Genomic DNA, 15273 nt, shown 5'->3' on the forward strand with positions numbered 1-15273 from the left:
CGTTACTGATCGAGGAAAGACCGCATCTTGCGCGACCGGCTCGGGTGCTTGAGCTTCCTCAGCGCCTTTGCTTCGATCTGGCGGATACGTTCGCGCGTCACCGAGAACTGCTGACCGACTTCCTCCAGCGTGTGATCGGTGTTCATGCCGATGCCGAAGCGCATGCGCAGCACGCGTTCCTCACGCGGGGTGAGCGATGCCAGCACGCGCGTGACGGTTTCCTTGAGGTTCGCCTGGATCGCCGCATCCACGGGGATGATGGCGTTCTTGTCCTCGATGAAATCGCCCAGGTGCGAATCTTCCTCGTCGCCGATGGGCGTCTCGAGGCTGATCGGTTCCTTGGCGATCTTCATCACCTTGCGCACCTTTTCCAGCGGCATGGAAAGGCGCTCGGCCATTTCCTCCGGCGTCGGCTCGCGGCCCTGCTCGTGCAGGAACTGGCGGCTCGTGCGCACCAGCTTGTTGATCGTCTCGATCATGTGGACCGGGATACGGATCGTGCGTGCCTGGTCGGCGATCGACCGGGTGATCGCCTGCCGGATCCACCAGGTGGCATAGGTGCTGAACTTGTAGCCGCGGCGGTATTCGAACTTGTCGACCGCCTTCATCAGGCCGATGTTGCCTTCCTGGATAAGGTCCAGGAACTGCAGGCCGCGGTTGGTGTACTTCTTGGCGATGGAAATCACCAGGCGCAGGTTCGCCTCGACCATTTCCTTCTTGGCGATACGCGCCTCGCGCTCGCCCTTCTGCACCATGTTCACGATGCGGCGGAATTCCTCGAGGCTCATGCCCGTCTGGCTGGCGATGTCGGCGATCTCGGCGCGGATGCGTTCCACCGCGTCGGCTTCCTTCTCGGCGAAGGCGGCCCACTTCTTGTCCTTCTTCGCACGGTCGGTCAGCCAGGCATCGTCCAGCTCGTTGCCGACGTAGGCGTCGAGGAAGTCCTTGCGTTTCACCTTGTGCCTTTCGGCAAGGCGCAGCATCTGGCCGCCGAGCGCGGTCAGCCGCCGGTTGAACGCATAGAGATTGTCGACGAGGTATTCGATCTTCTGGGCGTGGAACTGCACGGATTCGACTTCCGCGGTAAGATCCTCGCGCAGCTTCTCGTACTTGTTTTCCTTCGCCTGCGGAAATTCCTCGCCGCGCGCGAGCACGTCGACGCGCTCGGCCTGCAGCTTCTCGAACTTCTTGAACAGGTCGGTGATGCGGGCGAAGCGTTCCAGCGCATCGGGCTTCAGCGCGGCTTCCATCTGGGCGAGGGACATGGTGTTGTCCTCTTCCTCGTCGTCGTCGCGCTTGCGGCCTTCGCCGTCCTCGCCCTCTTCGCCGTCTTCATCCTCGTCGTCGTCGACATCATCGTCGTCGTCGCGAATGGTCGGCCCGGCGGTTTCTTCCGAAATCTCGCCACTGTCGTCGTCGTTGTCCTCCTCCATCTTGTCGACCGGAGGCTCCTTGGACAGCATGGCGTCGAGATCCAGGATCTCGCGCAGCTGCATTTCCTCGGAATTCAGGGCTTCGGACCAGGTGATGATGGCGTGGAAGGTGATCGGGCTTTCGCACAGGCCCATGATCATCGTGTCGCGACCGGCCTCGATGCGCTTGGCGATGGCGATCTCGCCCTCGCGGCTGAGCAGCTCCACCGCGCCCATTTCGCGCAGGTACATGCGCACCGGATCGTCGGTGCGGCCTTCGCCGGCGGTCGACTTCTTCTTTTCGGGGACGTTCTGCTTGTTGTCCGAAGCCTGCGATTCGGAGCCGGTCGGCGCGATCTCTTCAGGACCGTCGTCGTCGTCCTCCTCCTGCGCTTCCTCGTCGTTCTCCACGATCTGCACGCCCATGTCGGACAGTGCGGACTGGATGTCCTCGATCTGGTCAGAACTCATCTCGCCCGAAGGCAGCGCCTCGTTGAGCTCATCGTAGGTGATGTAGCCCTTGCGCTTTGCCTTCGCGATCATCTTCTTGATCGACGCCTCGTTGAGGTCGATCAGAGGGGCGTCGTCGTTCTGCTTGGTCTTGGCTTCGGATGCCATTTTGCGCGTCAATCCGTTTCCTGTTCGGCGACCTGCCTGTCGGCGGCTGCCTGATCTTGTGTGTCAAACGCCTCTGAAGCGGCGCGTTTCCTTGTCATTTGCCCGAGTCGCGAATCGATTTCCAGCTTTCGTTTGCGCAGGCGCTGTTGCTCGGCAAACGCACCCTCCGGGTCTGTATCGAAGCGACGCGTGGCCTCCGCAATTGCCGCATCGAGCGCTGGCCTTTCGACCAGCAGGGCAATGGCTTCGGCCAGATCCTGCCTCGCCTCGTCCGGATCGGGACCTTCCATCAGGAAGGAGAAACGGGTGTTATCCGGTGCGGGCGGCAGGGTGTCGTGAACCGATATGGGCGAATTGTCGGCGGCTTCAAGCTCTTGGGCATGATCGAGCAGAAAATTCACCGAACGAGCCAGTGGCCCGCCTTCGCAATCGAGGGACAACAGGGCATCGGCATGGCGGTGAATTTCGCGCGGATGGCGGGCCAGGCCATGAAGCACGGCGGCAACCAGCACGTCGCGAAAGGCCCCGGCAGTCGCCTGCCGCAGACGCTGCGTAACCTGCGGAGAAGTGCGCACGGGTCCGTTCTTGCGAAAGCCGCCGTCCTTCCGGAACTGGCGCGGCGGGAAGGCGAACGCGCCATAGCGATCCAGCAGTTCGCGGCGGTAAAGCGAGCGGATGTCGGGATGCTGGATGGCATCGACGTGCGCCAGCAGGCGCGCCTTCAGCCCGGCCTTGTCTTCCGGAGAGGCGAGGGGGGCTGCGTCGCGCTCGTGCTCCCAGACGAGATCGAGCAGCGACATCGGATTTGCCAGCAGCGCGTCCATTCCCTTGCGACCGTCGCGCTTGATCAGGTCATCCGGGTCCAGACCTGCGGGCAGTTGCACGATCTGCAGCGAGTTGCCGGGGCGCAGCAGGGGGAGGGCGCGCGTGGCGGCCCGCATGGCGGCGCGGCGTCCGGCATTGTCGCCATCGAAGCACAGCACCGGCTTGTCCGCCATGCGCCACAGCAGTTCGACCTGCTGCTCCGTCAGGGCGGTGCCCATGGGCGCGACCGCATCCTCGATCCCGGCCGCTGCCAGGGCGATCACGTCCATGTAGCCCTCGGCCACGATCACGCGCGCGGTCTTGCGACTCGCAGCGGCGGCGCGGTGGATGTTGTAGAGCGTGCGGCCCTTGTCGAACAAAGGCGTATCCGGGCTGTTGAGATACTTGGCGACTCCGTCCCTGTCCTGCAGGATGCGTCCGCCAAAGGCGATCACCCGCTCGCGTGCATCCTGGATCGGCAGCATAACGCGGCCGCGAAAGCGCGAGTAGGGGACCTTGTCCTCCACCTCGATCAGCAGACCCGCCTCGATCAGCAGGGCCTCGTCAAAATGGGAGAGGGCCATTTTTAAGGCCTGCTTGTCGTCAGGAGCCCAGCCGAAGCCGAAACGATGGGCGGTGTGTTCGGAAATGCCGCGCCGTTCCAGGTAGGCGCGCGCCTCTGCCCCGGCAGGAGAAGCGAGCTGGGCAACGAACCAGTCCTGAGCCGCGGCCATCACGTCGTGCAGGGTGGCGCGCTGTTCGGCCCGCTGTGCCGCGCGGGGATCGGGGGTGGGCACTTCCATGCCCGCTTCCGCCGCCAGTTCCTTTACCGCATCCATGAAGGGCAGGCCGTGCTGCTCCATCATCCAGTCGATCGCGCCGCCATGCTGCTGGCAGCCGAAGCAGTGGTAGAACCCCTTCTGGTCGTTGACGTAGAAGCTGGGTGTCTTCTCCGAATGGAACGGGCAGCACGCCTTCCACTCGCGTCCGGCGCGCTGCAGTTTCACCGTGCGCTGGATCAGCGCGGACAAGGTTATCCGCGATTTGAGTTCATCCAGCCATGCGGGGGAAAGCGCCATTGCGCGAGTGTGTCACACAAACGGGCGATTCGGCTAGTCGGCCCCGGCTCCTTCTCCAGAGATCTCTTCCTCGTCCTGTTCTTCCGGCGGGAAAGGGCCGGTGCCTGTCGCGCGGCCGTTCTCCGTGCCCACGGCGTAGGCTTCTGCCGGCCCGTCAGGGGGGAGGGTGGATTGCCAGAAGAAGGTGAGTTCCTCGCCCTCCGTCCACCCGTCGCTCATCTCCACGCGCCACACCAGCGCGCCATTGTCCTCCTGCACGCGCAGGACATAGCCTTCGCCCAGCACGGCCTCGGCCTGCGTGCGATCGAAGCCGATATTGTTGGCAAAGCCGGCGGCACGGCGCGTGGTCCGGAACGCGACCGGCGTGTCTAGCGGATCGACGATCTCCTTCGGCGTCACCCGGTGGACATAGGTGTAGACCGTGTCTTCCGGCTGCTCGCCGGGCACGCACTCCTCGGCCGGTGCATCGCCCTCGGCAGGGGCGGGACAGGTGACGAAGCTGACGATATCGGCAATCGCTCGCCCGTCCAGAACCAGCTCGCTTTCCACCTCGGTCCCCTGGGGGCCTGAAATCCGCGGGCCGAGTTCCATGTCGTTGAAGCCGGATGCAACAAGCGTGCGGGGGCCCGCCACGGTGGGGGTGGGAGATGGCGTCGGCTCGGGCTGGGGTTCCGAGCCGCAGGCGGTCAACATGCCGAGAAAGGGAAGGGCGAACGCGACTTTTCTCACGAAAGCGATTCCTTCACCCAGCCGCTGGCCCGGCCCATGTCGAGCTGGGTTCCGTGGCGCGCCTTCAGTTCGCCCATCACCTTGCCCATGTCCTTCATGCCCTCGGCGCCGGTATCGGCCTTGATCTGCTCGATCGCGGCCTTCGTTTCGGCCTCGCTCATCTGCCGCGGCAGGAATTCCTCGATCACGGCGAGTTCGGTCTTTTCCTGGTCGGCCAGTTCGGTGCGACCGCCTTCCTCGTACATCTGGATCGATTCGCGGCGCTGCTTGGCCATCTTCTGCAACACGTCGATCACCATGGCATCGTCGTCGCCCGCGTCCTTGCCGCGCAGCTCGATGTCGCGGTCCTTGATCTTGGCGGAGATGAGGCGCAGCGCGGCGGTGCGCTCCTTGTCCTTGGCTTTCATGGCGGTGACCGTCTCGGCCTTGATGTCGTCCCTCAGCATGGTTCCTGTTCTTTCCTGTGGATCAATTGGCCCCTCCATTAACGCGATGCATCACAAAGCCAAGTGTTCCGCTTGACGGGAACGCCTGCCGGCCCTAGCCGCTGGGACTTAGCACACATTGCCGGTCAACTGATTCAACGGGAGCCCCCATGGCCTTTCTCGCCTCTTCGCGCGCGCAACCTCAAGGCTCGACAGGCGTTCTCGTCCTGGCGGACGGAACCATCGTTTGGGGAAGGGGCTTCGGCGCCGTGGGCAGCGCGGTGGGCGAAGTCTGCTTCAACACCGCGATGACCGGCTACCAGGAAGTGATGACCGATCCCAGCTACGCTGCGCAGATCGTCACCTTCACCTTTCCCCACATCGGCAACGTGGGCGCGAATACCGAGGACGTGGAAAGCCGCGTGGAAGGCGCAGTGGGCTGCATCGTTCGCGAGGACGTGACGCGCCAGTCCAACTTCCGCAGCGAAGGCGAATTCGTGGAATGGCTGGCGAAAAACGGCAAGATCGGCCTGTCGGGCGTGGATACCCGCGCACTCACTCGCCGCATCCGCCTGTCGGGCGCACCCAACGCGGTGATCGCGCACGATCCCAAGGGCCGGTTCGATATCGACGCGCTGCTGCAACGCGCGCAGGAATGGCCGGGGCTGGAAGGCATGGACCTGGCCCAGCAGGTCAGCCGCGAACACCAGGAGGACTGGGAAGGCGGCTACTGGAAGCTGGGGCATGGCTATGGCCAGGCGGAGCGTGAGGGCAAGCCGCACGTCGTCGCCATCGACTACGGCTCGAAGGACAACATCTTCCGCAATCTCGTGAAGGCGGGCGCGCGGGTCACGGTGGTCCCGGCGAAGACCTCGCTGGAGGATATCCTGGCGCTGAAGCCCGACGGCGTGTTCCTCTCCAATGGCCCCGGCGATCCGGCGGCGACGGGCGAATACGCGGTGCCGGTGATCAAGGCGCTGCTGGACAAGGACATGCCGCTGTTCGGCATCTGCCTCGGACACCAGATGCTGGGCCTCGCCGCGGGCGCGAAGACCGCCAAGATGCACCAGGGCCACCGCGGCGCGAACCACCCGGTTCAGCGCGTGGGCGATAGCTGGGGCGAAACCCGCGACCTCGTCGAAATCACCTCGATGAACCACGGCTTTGCGGTCGATCCTGACAGCCTGCCTGACGGTGTGGAGCAGACACATGTATCGCTGTTCGACGGCAGCAACTGCGGCATATCGATCAGCGGAAAGCGGGCTTTCGGAGTGCAGTATCACCCTGAGGCATCGCCGGGACCGCAGGACAGCTTCTACCTGTTCGAGAAGTTCGTGGGGATGTTGGGGTGAGCAACGCGTCGCCAAGGCCAACAGTCGAGAAGCTGCTCGATTTGAGTGGCGTTGAACTGGCTGCCGCCCAAAGAATCTCCAAAGCGCATGAACCGCAAGATCGTTTCTGTTGGCGCCTTGAGGCAGAAAATTCTCTCGACGATCCTTTTGACAAGACCTTTTATGATCCGGTCAAACGAGCGTTCGGTCGCGTGATCGAGCCACCTTCTGAGCTTGTGACTGTGTCATACGGAAGTTTTGAGGTTTGGGACCATGCATCGCCGAACCTTGAATGGCTTAAGAAACGTGCTTCTGAACTCGACGCAATTGGTTCGGAGGTTGGGGCTTTCCTTGACGGCTGGTCATACGAACCAATCGGCTATCCGGCCAAAGACATTCCACAAGTTTACCACTCTGCTCAACGGGACCAATAATGCCCAAACGCACTGACATCTCCTCCATCCTCGTCATTGGCGCCGGTCCGATCATTATCGGGCAGGCCTGCGAGTTCGACTATTCCGGCACGCAGGCGATCAAGGCGCTGAAGGAGGACGGCTATCGCGTCATCCTGGTCAATTCCAACCCGGCCACCATCATGACCGACCCGGAATTCGCCGACGCGACCTATGTCGAGCCGATCACGCCGGACATCGTCGCCAAGATCATCGCCAAGGAAAAGCCCGATGCGCTGCTGCCCACCATGGGCGGGCAGACGGCATTGAACTGCGCGCTGAAGCTGGAGGAGATGGGCGTCCTCAAGGAACACGGTGTCGAGATGATCGGGGCCCGCGCCGATGCCATCGACAAGGCCGAGAACCGCCTCAGGTTCCGCGATGCGATGGACAAGATCGGGCTTGAAAGCGCGCGCAGCGGCACCGCGCACAACATGGAAGAGGCCTTCGCCGTGCTCGAACGCACCGGCCTGCCCTCCATCATCCGCCCCAGCTTCACCATGGGCGGCACCGGTGGCGGCATCGCCTACAACAAAGCCGAGTTCGAGCGGATCGTGAAAAGCGGCCTCGACGCCAGCCCCACGACCGAAGTGCTGATCGAGGAAAGCCTGCTCGGCTGGAAGGAATACGAGATGGAGGTCGTTCGGGACAAGAACGACAACGCCATCATCGTCTGCTCCATCGAGAACGTCGACCCGATGGGCGTGCACACCGGCGATTCCATCACCGTGGCCCCGGCGCTGACGCTGACCGACAAGGAATACCAGATCATGCGCACCGCCAGCATCCAGGTGCTGCGCGAAATCGGCGTGGAAACAGGGGGTTCGAACGTACAGTTCGCAGTCAATCCCGCTGACGGCCGCCTCATCGTGATCGAGATGAACCCGCGCGTGTCGCGGTCCAGCGCGCTCGCCTCCAAGGCCACCGGCTTCCCGATCGCCCGCGTCGCCGCCAAGCTGGCGGTGGGCTATACGCTGGACGAGATCACCAACGAGATCACCGGCGCGACGCCCGCGAGCTTCGAGCCGACCATCGACTACGTCGTCACCAAGATCCCGCGCTTTGCTTTCGAGAAGTTCAAGGGCGCCGAACCGCTCCTCTCCACCGCGATGAAGTCGGTGGGCGAGGTCATGGCCATCGGGCGCAACTTCAAGGAATCCCTGCAGAAGGCACTGCGGGGCCTCGAGACCGGTCTCGACGGCTTCAACCGCATGCCCGAGCTGGAAGGCAAGAGCCGCGACGTCATCACCGCCGCGCTCTCGCGCGCGACGCCGGACCGTATCCTCAACATCGCCCAGGCCTTCCGCGAAGGCTTCACCGTGGAAGAGGTGCAGGCGATCACCTTTTACGATCCGTGGTTCCTGCGCCACATCGAGGAGATCATCTACGAGGAGAAGATGATCGGAGCCGAGGGGCTGCCGAACACGGCCGAGGAACTGCGCCGTCTCAAGGCCATGGGCTTCTCCGACCGGCGCCTCGCCACCCTAGCCGTGCGCTCCGTGGGTGTAGCGGGCGGCCTTGCCGAGACGCAGGCCAAGCGCTCCGGCCTGCTGCACGATGCCCTGCGCGCCATGGCGGGCGCCACCAGCGAGGACGAGGTGCGCAAGCTGCGCCAAAAGCTGGGCGTGCTGCCGGTCTACAAGCGCATCGACAGCTGCGCGGCCGAGTTCGAGGCGATCACGCCCTACATGTACTCCACCTACGAGGCCCCCAGCTTCGGGGAACCGGAGAACGAGGCCTGGCCGTCGGATCGCGAAAAGGTGGTGATCCTCGGTGGCGGTCCGAACCGGATCGGGCAGGGCATCGAGTTCGACTACTGCTGCGTCCACGCCTGCTTCGCGCTTTCCGAAGCGGGCTACGAGACGATCATGGTCAACTGCAACCCGGAGACCGTCTCGACCGACTACGACACCTCCGACCGTCTCTATTTCGAGCCGCTGACGGCAGAGGACGTGCTGGAAATCCTGCGGGTGGAGCATTCCAAGGGCACGCTGAAAGGCGTGATCGTGCAGTTCGGCGGGCAGACCCCGCTGAAGCTGGCCGGCGCGCTGGAGAAGGCGGGCATCCCGATCCTGGGCACCAGCCCGGATGCGATCGACCTTGCCGAGGACCGTGAGCGCTTCGCCAAGCTGGTCAACAAGCTGAAGCTGAAGCAGCCCGACAACGGCATTGCCTATTCCGAGCAGGAAGCGCTCGCCGTGGCGCATCGCATCGGCTACCCGGTGCTGCTGCGCCCCAGCTACGTGCTGGGCGGCCGCGCCATGGAAATCGTCGATAGCGACGCGCAACTCATCAACTACATCAACACCGCCGTGGAAGTGTCCGGCGACAGCCCCGTGCTGGTGGACCAGTACCTGCGCGATGCCATCGAATGCGATGTCGACGCGCTGTGCGATGGCAAGGACGTGGTGATCGCGGGCGTCATGCAGCACATCGAGGAAGCGGGCGTCCATTCCGGCGACAGCGCCTGCTCGCTGCCGCCTTACAGCCTGCCGCAGGACATCATCGACGAGATGGAACGCCAGGCAGAGGCACTGGCCCACGCGCTGAAGGTGCGCGGGCTGATGAACGTGCAGTTCGCGGTGAAGGATGGCGAGGTCTACCTGATCGAGGTGAACCCGCGCGCCAGCCGCACCGTGCCCTTCGTCGCCAAGGCCAGCGGCTCGCAGATCGCCAAGATCGCCGCGCGCGTGATGGCGGGCGAGATGCTCGCCGACCTGCCCAAGATCCGCCGAGAGCTGGACTGGGTGGCGGTGAAGGAAGCGGTCTTCCCGTTCGCCCGCTTCCCCGGCTCCGACCCGGTCCTGACGCCAGAAATGAAGAGCACCGGCGAGGTGATGGGCATCGACCGCGATTTCCCCACCGCCTATTCCAAGTCGCAGATCGCCGAGGGCAGCGTCCTGCCCAAGTCTGGCACGGTGTTCGTATCGGTGAAGGACAGCGACAAGGCAGGTGCCGCCGAATCCGTGAAGCAGCTCGTGGATTTCGGCTTTAACGTGATCGCCACGGGCGGCACGGCGCAATACCTCGCCGAACAGGGCCTGCCGGTGGAGCGGGTGAACAAGGTGGCCGAAGGCCGCCCGCACATCGTCGACAAGATCAGCGATGGCGAAGTGGCGCTGGTGTTCAACACCACCGAGGGCTGGCAGAGCCACAAGGACAGCCAGTCGATCCGCGCATCGGCCCTGGAGATGAAGGTGCCCTACTACACGACGGCTGCCGCCTCCGCCGCTGCAGCACAGGCGATCGTATCGGTGAATGCGGACGATCTTGAAGTGCGTTCGCTGCAGGACTATTATGGGTAGGACCTAAACCCACTCCACTCCCTCAATCCGCCCTTTTCGGCCGCCCAGCAGGGCGGGGCAGGGTCGTTTTGACGGGAGACAAAGAAAGCAGGGAATACGATGCAGAAAGTGCCGATGCTCGCGGAAGGCTATGAAAAGCTTACCGCCGATCTCAAGGCATTGCGCGCGGAGCGGCCCCGGATCGTGGACGCGATCGAGGAAGCGCGTGCGCATGGCGACCTTTCGGAGAACGCCGAATATCACGCCGCCAAGGAACGCCAGGGCCAGGTGGAAGCGCAGATCGCCGAGCTGGAGGACAAGACCAGCCGCGCGCAGATCATCGATCCTGCAACGCTTTCGGGCGACAAGGTGGTGTTCGGCGCCACCGTCACCGTGCTGGACGAGGACGACAAGCCGCTGACCTACCAGATCGTGGGCCAGGCGGAGAGCGACGCCAAGCGCGGCCGCGTATCCTATGAAAGCCCCCTGGCGCGCGCCCTGATCGGCAAGTCCGTGGGCGACGAGGTGGAAGTGACCGTTCCCTCGGGCGAGAAGTTCTACATGATCGACAAGATCGAGTTCAAGTAAGGCCCGCTCGCCCTCTCATGAATCAGAAAAGGCCTCGCTATCCGCGAGGCCTTTTTCGTTTCGACGGGTCACTTCCCCGGCAGGTCGGGCTCCAGCAGCTTGTGCAGGTGGACGATCACGTACTTCATCTCGGCATCGTCGACCGTGCGCTGGGCCCAGCCGCGCCAGGCTTCCTCGGCAGAGGCATAGTCGGGAAAGAAACCGACGACGTGGATGTCCTTCAGGTCCTGGAACTCGGCACCGCGCGGGTCGGTCACGCGGCCTCCCATCACCATGTGGAGAAGCTGCTGTTCGTGTTCTTCGGACATCCGAGGGGCCTTTCGTTCGCTTGCATATGAAAATCCCCTCGCGCTCTAGGCCATCGGGCTTGGAGCGCAAGGGGCACGTGTCTCGATACCGCTCGAAAGCGGTCGGTGTCAGTGGCGGCGGAAGGCGCGCGCGATCTTCTTGCCGGTTTCGCGTCCCGCGATGCGGGCGGCATCGCTGGCGCGGTCCGCATTGTAGCTGGCGTCGCGGCGGATCGAACGGGCGCGGTCGCCGACGGCATCGCCCAGGTCCTCGGCACGGCGGGCACCTGCGCGTCCGACATGCCTTGCGTCATCCAGCAGTTCACTGGCGAAGGACGAGGCGATTTCGGCACCGATGGCAGCCAGGCCCGCGGCCTTGGCTCCGCCGGTAGCGGCTGCGCGGCGCGGTCCCTTGAACATGCCGGCGATCAGGATGCCCAGCACGACGCCGCCAGCTGCGGCGGCGAGGGGGTGCTCCTTCACGAAGCCGGTGAATGCATCGGTCGCTTCGGAAGCCTTGTCGGCAACCTTCTGCGTGGTGGAATGTTCGGCCTTGGCGCGTTCGCGTGCCTGGGCGGCGGCGATGCGGGCCTTGATTTCGGCGCGTTTCGGGTCGTTCATGGAGTATCTCCGGGAATTGGGTTTCAATCGATTAGGGAACGGGCATCTTCGGCAAGTTGTTCCGCCCTTTCGGCACCCTTCTCCAGCAGGCTCTTCTCATGCAGCATGTCGTAGACGGCGTCGGCCAGCCGATCGCGGAATATCCAGGCCGCGATGGCAGCTATGGCTACGGCGACGCCGGTGCCGACCTGCACGCGATGCGTATCGGCGTAGTCTGCGGCATTCTCGGCCATATCGGCCGCGCCGTCCTTCGCGCGATCGGCGACCCTGCCGCCAAGACTCTTCTGCGCCATGTCGCCTTTCAGGAAGGCGAGATCCGCCTTGACGAGCCGCTTGGCCGCGTTGCGCAGCATCAGGTCTTCCTTCAGCTCGCGTTCCAGGTCAGCCATGGTCGCTGGTGTCCTCTTCCGGTTTCATCGCACCCATCAGACTCTGCCAGGCGTTGCCGGCCTTGCGAACCAGCAGGTAGGCAAGCAGCAGCAGGCCAAGCACCACCACTGCGGTGGCGCCCCATGCCGTGATGAGCGGGGTGAGGGCGATGATCAGGCCGACTGTCAGGCCGATGGTGGCAAGAACCGCCAGGTAGACGGCGACGACGCCGAAGGCGACCGTCTTCTTGAGCCTGTCGGCAACGAACCCCGCGCGCGTTTTCTGGTACGACAGTTCCGCATCCAGATAGGTGCGGGCATCGTCGACCAGTGCCTCCAGATCGTCGGCAAGCGAGCGCGTGTCCGCCGGCTGATCGGCGGGCGGTGCCGGATCAGCCTGCGGAGGGGGTGTCGTAGGAGCTTCGCCGCCGGTTGTCAGCGGGTCGAAGCCTGTTGGCGCGTCCCTTCCCTGCACCGGGAATTAGCGGAACAGGCGGGCGAAGAAGAAGCCGATCAGCGCGGCAAGGCCGACGGCGGTGGCGGGGCTCTTGCGGATAGCCTCGCGCGATTCCTCGGCCAGTTCGTCCAGGCTCTTCTCGTCCAGCTTGCGGGCGTTGTCCTGCAGCGAACGCGATGCCGAACGGGCGTAGTCGCCGTATTTCGGACCGAGCTTCTCGTCCAGCGTCGGCGCATTCTCGTCGATCATGCGCGACAGGCCGGTCAGGGCTTCGCTGGCCTTGTGCTTGCCTTCCACGGCCAGTTCGCCGGCCTTGGAGCGGGCGTCGGTCGACAGGCCTTCACCGCGTTCGCGCGCCTGGTTGCGATAGTTGCTGGCGCGCAGCTTGGCTTCGTCACCCAGCGCGGCGGCACCGGCCTTCGCTTCATCCAGTGCGGCGTTGAAACGCGACTTGGCTTCGGCGGTGTTGGGGGAAGTCTTCGTGGTGGTAGTGGTATCCGCCCCTACGGTTTCGGTTGCGGTATCCGTCGCGGCCACGGTGGAAGTCTTCGGGGTGGTCGTTTTCGTCGTTGGCTTCTTGGCTGCCATCTCGTTTTCCCTTCCTGGGTTCACTTGGTGAGCGTCCCTCAAATCGTATTGTGGGGCTAAGACACCCCGGTTCAAGACAGCAACGCGTGTTGCAGTGCAAAGTTCCGGGCGATAGGAGGCGCAAAAAACCCCACGAGGAGCTCCATTTCATGACCGCCATCATCGATATTCACGCCCGCGAAATCCTCGATTCCCGCGGCAATCCCACGATCGAGGTGGACATCCTGCTGGAGGACGGAAGTTTCGGCCGGGCGGCGGTTCCCTCCGGCGCGTCGACTGGCGCCCACGAGGCTGTTGAACTGCGGGATGGCGACAAGGACCGCTATTTCGGCAAGGGCGTGACCAAGGCGGTAAAGGCGGTCAACGGCCCAATTTCGGACCTGCTGGTGCTGGGCCCTGACGCAGAGAACCAGCGCGATATCGACATGGCCCTGATCGACCTCGACGGCACAGCCAACAAGGGCAAGCTCGGCGCCAACGCGATCCTGGGCGTAAGCATGGCCGTGGCCAAGGCCGCCGCCAACTCGCGCGGCCTGCCGCTGTGGGCCTATGTCGGCGGGGTGTCCGCCCACGTCCTGCCCGTGCCGATGATGAACATCGTCAATGGCGGCGAGCATGCCGACAATCCCATCGACGTGCAGGAATTCATGGTGATGCCGGTGGGCGCGGACTCAATTGCAGAGGCAGTGCGCTGGGGCAGCCAGATATTCCACACGCTGAAGAAGGGCCTTGCCGAAAAGGGGCTGGCCACTTCGGTAGGCGACGAGGGCGGCTTCGCGCCCGACCTTGCCTCCACCCGCGACGCGCTGGATTTCATCATGGCCAGCATCGAGAAGGCCGGTTTCACCCCGGGCGACGACGTCGTGCTGGCGCTGGATTGCGCCTCCACCGAATTCTTCCGCGACGGCAAGTATGAGATTTCCGGCGAGAAGCTCTCGCTCAGCGGCGATGAAATGGCAGCCTACCTCGCCAAGCTGTGCGACGACTATCCCATCAAGTCGATCGAGGACGGCATGGCCGAAGACGATCTCGAAGGATGGAAGGCCCTGACCGACCTGATCGGGGACCGCGTGCAGCTGGTGGGTGACGACCTGTTCGTAACCAATCCCGAGCGTCTGAAGATGGGCATCGAGAAGGGCCTGGCCAATTCGCTGCTGGTGAAGGTCAACCAGATCGGCACTCTTACCGAGACGCTGACCGCCGTCGACATGGCGCACCGCGCCGGCTTCACCTCGGTCATGAGCCACCGCTCGGGCGAGACCGAGGACGCGACCATCGCCGATCTGGCGGTTGCCACCAACTGCGGCCAGATCAAGACCGGCTCGCTCGCCCGGTCCGACAGGTTGGCCAAGTACAACCAGCTTATCCGGATCGAGGAAGAACTGGGCGACAGCGCGATGTACGCCGGGCGCGGCTGCTTCGGTCGTCTCGGATAGCAAGGTGGTGACGGGCGGCAGCGCAAACTTTGCCCTTACGGAGGGCCAGGTCGTGCGGGCCGCTCGTCACGTTTTTCTGGCCCGGCTTCGCCGCCGTCCGGCGCTGGTAGCGGGTCTCGTCTACTATGCCCTGGTCTTCGTGCTGGCCTTGCTGCCCGGCGGTTCAGGAAGGGTGCTGCTGGTCTCGGCCTTCGCTCTCGCGCTACCGATTGCCGTGGTGATCGTCTGGTCCGTGATTGTCCCGATGCAGGCGCGCCGGCATTACAGGCAAAGCGCCGCTCTGCGAGAGGAAATGGAAGCGCGCTGGGATACGGAACACCTCCGCCTGCAGAGTGCCAAGGGCGAATCGCGCCTTGCCTGGAGCGATTACCCGCGGTGGAGCGAGACCGGCGATTTGCTCCTCCTCTTCCAGAGCGACCTGCTTCACAATCTCCTGCCGAAAGGCGCCCTGCCGCCCGGCCAGGTTGAAGAGATCAAGTCCCTCTTGACAAGGGCGGGCAGCACAAGGTTCTAGTCTTCCGCCTTGTTCTTCGGGTGGAACCAGTATTGCCACACGCCCCAGGCGTTGATCAGCAGCAGCACGAAGTTCATCGCGGCGATCGGCATGGAGCCGCCCGTCAGTCCTGAGACGATCCAGGTGATCGAAACCGCGCAGAAAAGCACGAAGCCCCACGCGGTCGCGCGACGGCCGAGGTCAAAGGCGATGAGCGATGCGGCGAGCATGGTGCCTATTGCGGCGATCCATTCGAGTGGTCCGTTCATGGCCGAATGAGCGCACCAAGAGCAGTCCGGTT

Annotated in this window: 16 protein-coding genes; 6 read left to right on the plus strand and 10 right to left on the minus strand. The window is 64.0% G+C overall.

Going from position 1 to position 15273, the window contains the following annotated elements; all coding sequences use genetic code 11:
• Nucleotides 1-2: 2 nt before the first annotated feature.
• The 4 genes from rpoD to AAA989_RS14430 are packed head-to-tail and all read right to left on the minus strand — an operon-like array spanning nt 3 to nt 5088.
• Nucleotides 3-2030, minus strand: coding sequence for an RNA polymerase sigma factor RpoD (gene rpoD, locus AAA989_RS14415; protein ID WP_338244732.1), 2028 nt, complete (start codon nt 2028-2030; stop codon nt 3-5).
• A gap of 8 nt (nt 2031-2038) precedes the next feature.
• Complete coding sequence (gene dnaG / locus AAA989_RS14420; protein WP_338244734.1) at nt 2039-3913, minus strand: DNA primase; 1875 nt, start codon at nt 3911-3913, stop codon at nt 2039-2041.
• A gap of 33 nt (nt 3914-3946) precedes the next feature.
• Complete coding sequence (locus tag AAA989_RS14425; protein WP_338244736.1) at nt 3947-4642, minus strand: hypothetical protein; 696 nt, start codon at nt 4640-4642, stop codon at nt 3947-3949.
• Complete coding sequence (locus AAA989_RS14430) at nt 4639-5088, minus strand: GatB/YqeY domain-containing protein (protein ID WP_338244738.1); 450 nt, start codon at nt 5086-5088, stop codon at nt 4639-4641. Before AAA989_RS14430 ends, AAA989_RS14425 begins: the two co-directional genes overlap by 4 nt.
• 149 nt (nt 5089-5237) lie before the next feature.
• Between AAA989_RS14430 and carA the strand changes: the two genes are divergently transcribed.
• The 4 genes from carA (at nt 5238) to greA (ending at nt 10722) form a co-directional block, all read left to right on the plus strand.
• Nucleotides 5238-6419, plus strand: coding sequence for a glutamine-hydrolyzing carbamoyl-phosphate synthase small subunit (gene carA, locus AAA989_RS14435; protein WP_338244740.1), 1182 nt, complete (start codon nt 5238-5240; stop codon nt 6417-6419).
• Nucleotides 6416-6832, plus strand: coding sequence for a hypothetical protein (locus AAA989_RS14440; protein ID WP_338244742.1), 417 nt, complete (start codon nt 6416-6418; stop codon nt 6830-6832). Before carA ends, AAA989_RS14440 begins: the two co-directional genes overlap by 4 nt.
• Nucleotides 6832-10155, plus strand: a complete 3324-nt coding sequence (gene carB, locus AAA989_RS14445) for a carbamoyl-phosphate synthase large subunit (RefSeq protein ID WP_338244745.1) — start codon at nt 6832-6834, stop codon at nt 10153-10155. Before AAA989_RS14440 ends, carB begins: the two co-directional genes overlap by 1 nt.
• A gap of 99 nt (nt 10156-10254) precedes the next feature.
• Nucleotides 10255-10722, plus strand: a complete 468-nt coding sequence (gene greA / locus AAA989_RS14450; protein WP_338244748.1) for a transcription elongation factor GreA — start codon at nt 10255-10257, stop codon at nt 10720-10722.
• A 68-nt stretch (nt 10723-10790) separates the two neighbouring features.
• On the opposite strand, the gene AAA989_RS14455 is transcribed toward greA, so the two are convergent.
• The 5 genes from AAA989_RS14455 to AAA989_RS14475 form a co-directional block, all read right to left on the minus strand.
• Complete coding sequence (locus AAA989_RS14455) at nt 10791-11030, minus strand: DUF4170 domain-containing protein (RefSeq protein WP_338244750.1); 240 nt, start codon at nt 11028-11030, stop codon at nt 10791-10793.
• A gap of 108 nt (nt 11031-11138) precedes the next feature.
• Nucleotides 11139-11630: a hypothetical protein gene (locus tag AAA989_RS14460; protein ID WP_338244752.1), complete on the minus strand. Its 492-nt coding sequence runs from the start codon at nt 11628-11630 to the stop codon at nt 11139-11141.
• Between the two features lie 23 nt (nt 11631-11653).
• Entirely contained in the window at nt 11654-12019 is a 366-nt protein-coding gene (locus AAA989_RS14465; protein WP_338244754.1) for a hypothetical protein, read from the minus strand.
• On the minus strand, nt 12012-12473 hold the full coding sequence (locus AAA989_RS14470) for a phage holin family protein (protein WP_338244756.1): 462 nt from the start codon (nt 12471-12473) through the stop codon (nt 12012-12014). The genes AAA989_RS14465 and AAA989_RS14470 overlap by 8 nt, the downstream gene beginning before the upstream one ends.
• 6 nt (nt 12474-12479) lie before the next feature.
• Complete coding sequence (locus AAA989_RS14475) at nt 12480-13043, minus strand: hypothetical protein (RefSeq protein WP_338244757.1); 564 nt, start codon at nt 13041-13043, stop codon at nt 12480-12482.
• A gap of 149 nt (nt 13044-13192) precedes the next feature.
• Here AAA989_RS14475 and eno point away from each other — a divergent pair, with 149 nt between their 5' ends.
• Together eno and AAA989_RS14485 are read left to right on the plus strand one after the other, a co-directional pair.
• Nucleotides 13193-14479 carry a phosphopyruvate hydratase gene (gene eno / locus AAA989_RS14480; protein WP_338244759.1) on the plus strand — a complete coding sequence of 429 codons (1287 nt, stop codon included), beginning with the start codon at nt 13193-13195 and terminating at the stop codon, nt 14477-14479.
• Between the two features lie 52 nt (nt 14480-14531).
• Nucleotides 14532-14993: a YcxB family protein gene (locus AAA989_RS14485; RefSeq protein ID WP_338244761.1), complete on the plus strand. Its 462-nt coding sequence runs from the start codon at nt 14532-14534 to the stop codon at nt 14991-14993.
• On the opposite strand, the gene AAA989_RS14490 is transcribed toward AAA989_RS14485, so the two are convergent.
• Nucleotides 14990-15241 (minus strand): hypothetical protein, encoded by a 252-nt coding sequence (locus AAA989_RS14490; RefSeq protein ID WP_338244763.1) that lies wholly within the window; start codon nt 15239-15241, stop codon nt 14990-14992. The genes AAA989_RS14485 and AAA989_RS14490 overlap by 4 nt on opposite strands.
• Nucleotides 15242-15273: the final 32 nt, after the last annotated feature.

This window comes from Aurantiacibacter hainanensis (assembly GCF_036321025.1).
Taxonomy (GTDB): domain Bacteria; phylum Pseudomonadota; class Alphaproteobacteria; order Sphingomonadales; family Sphingomonadaceae; genus Alteraurantiacibacter; species Alteraurantiacibacter hainanensis.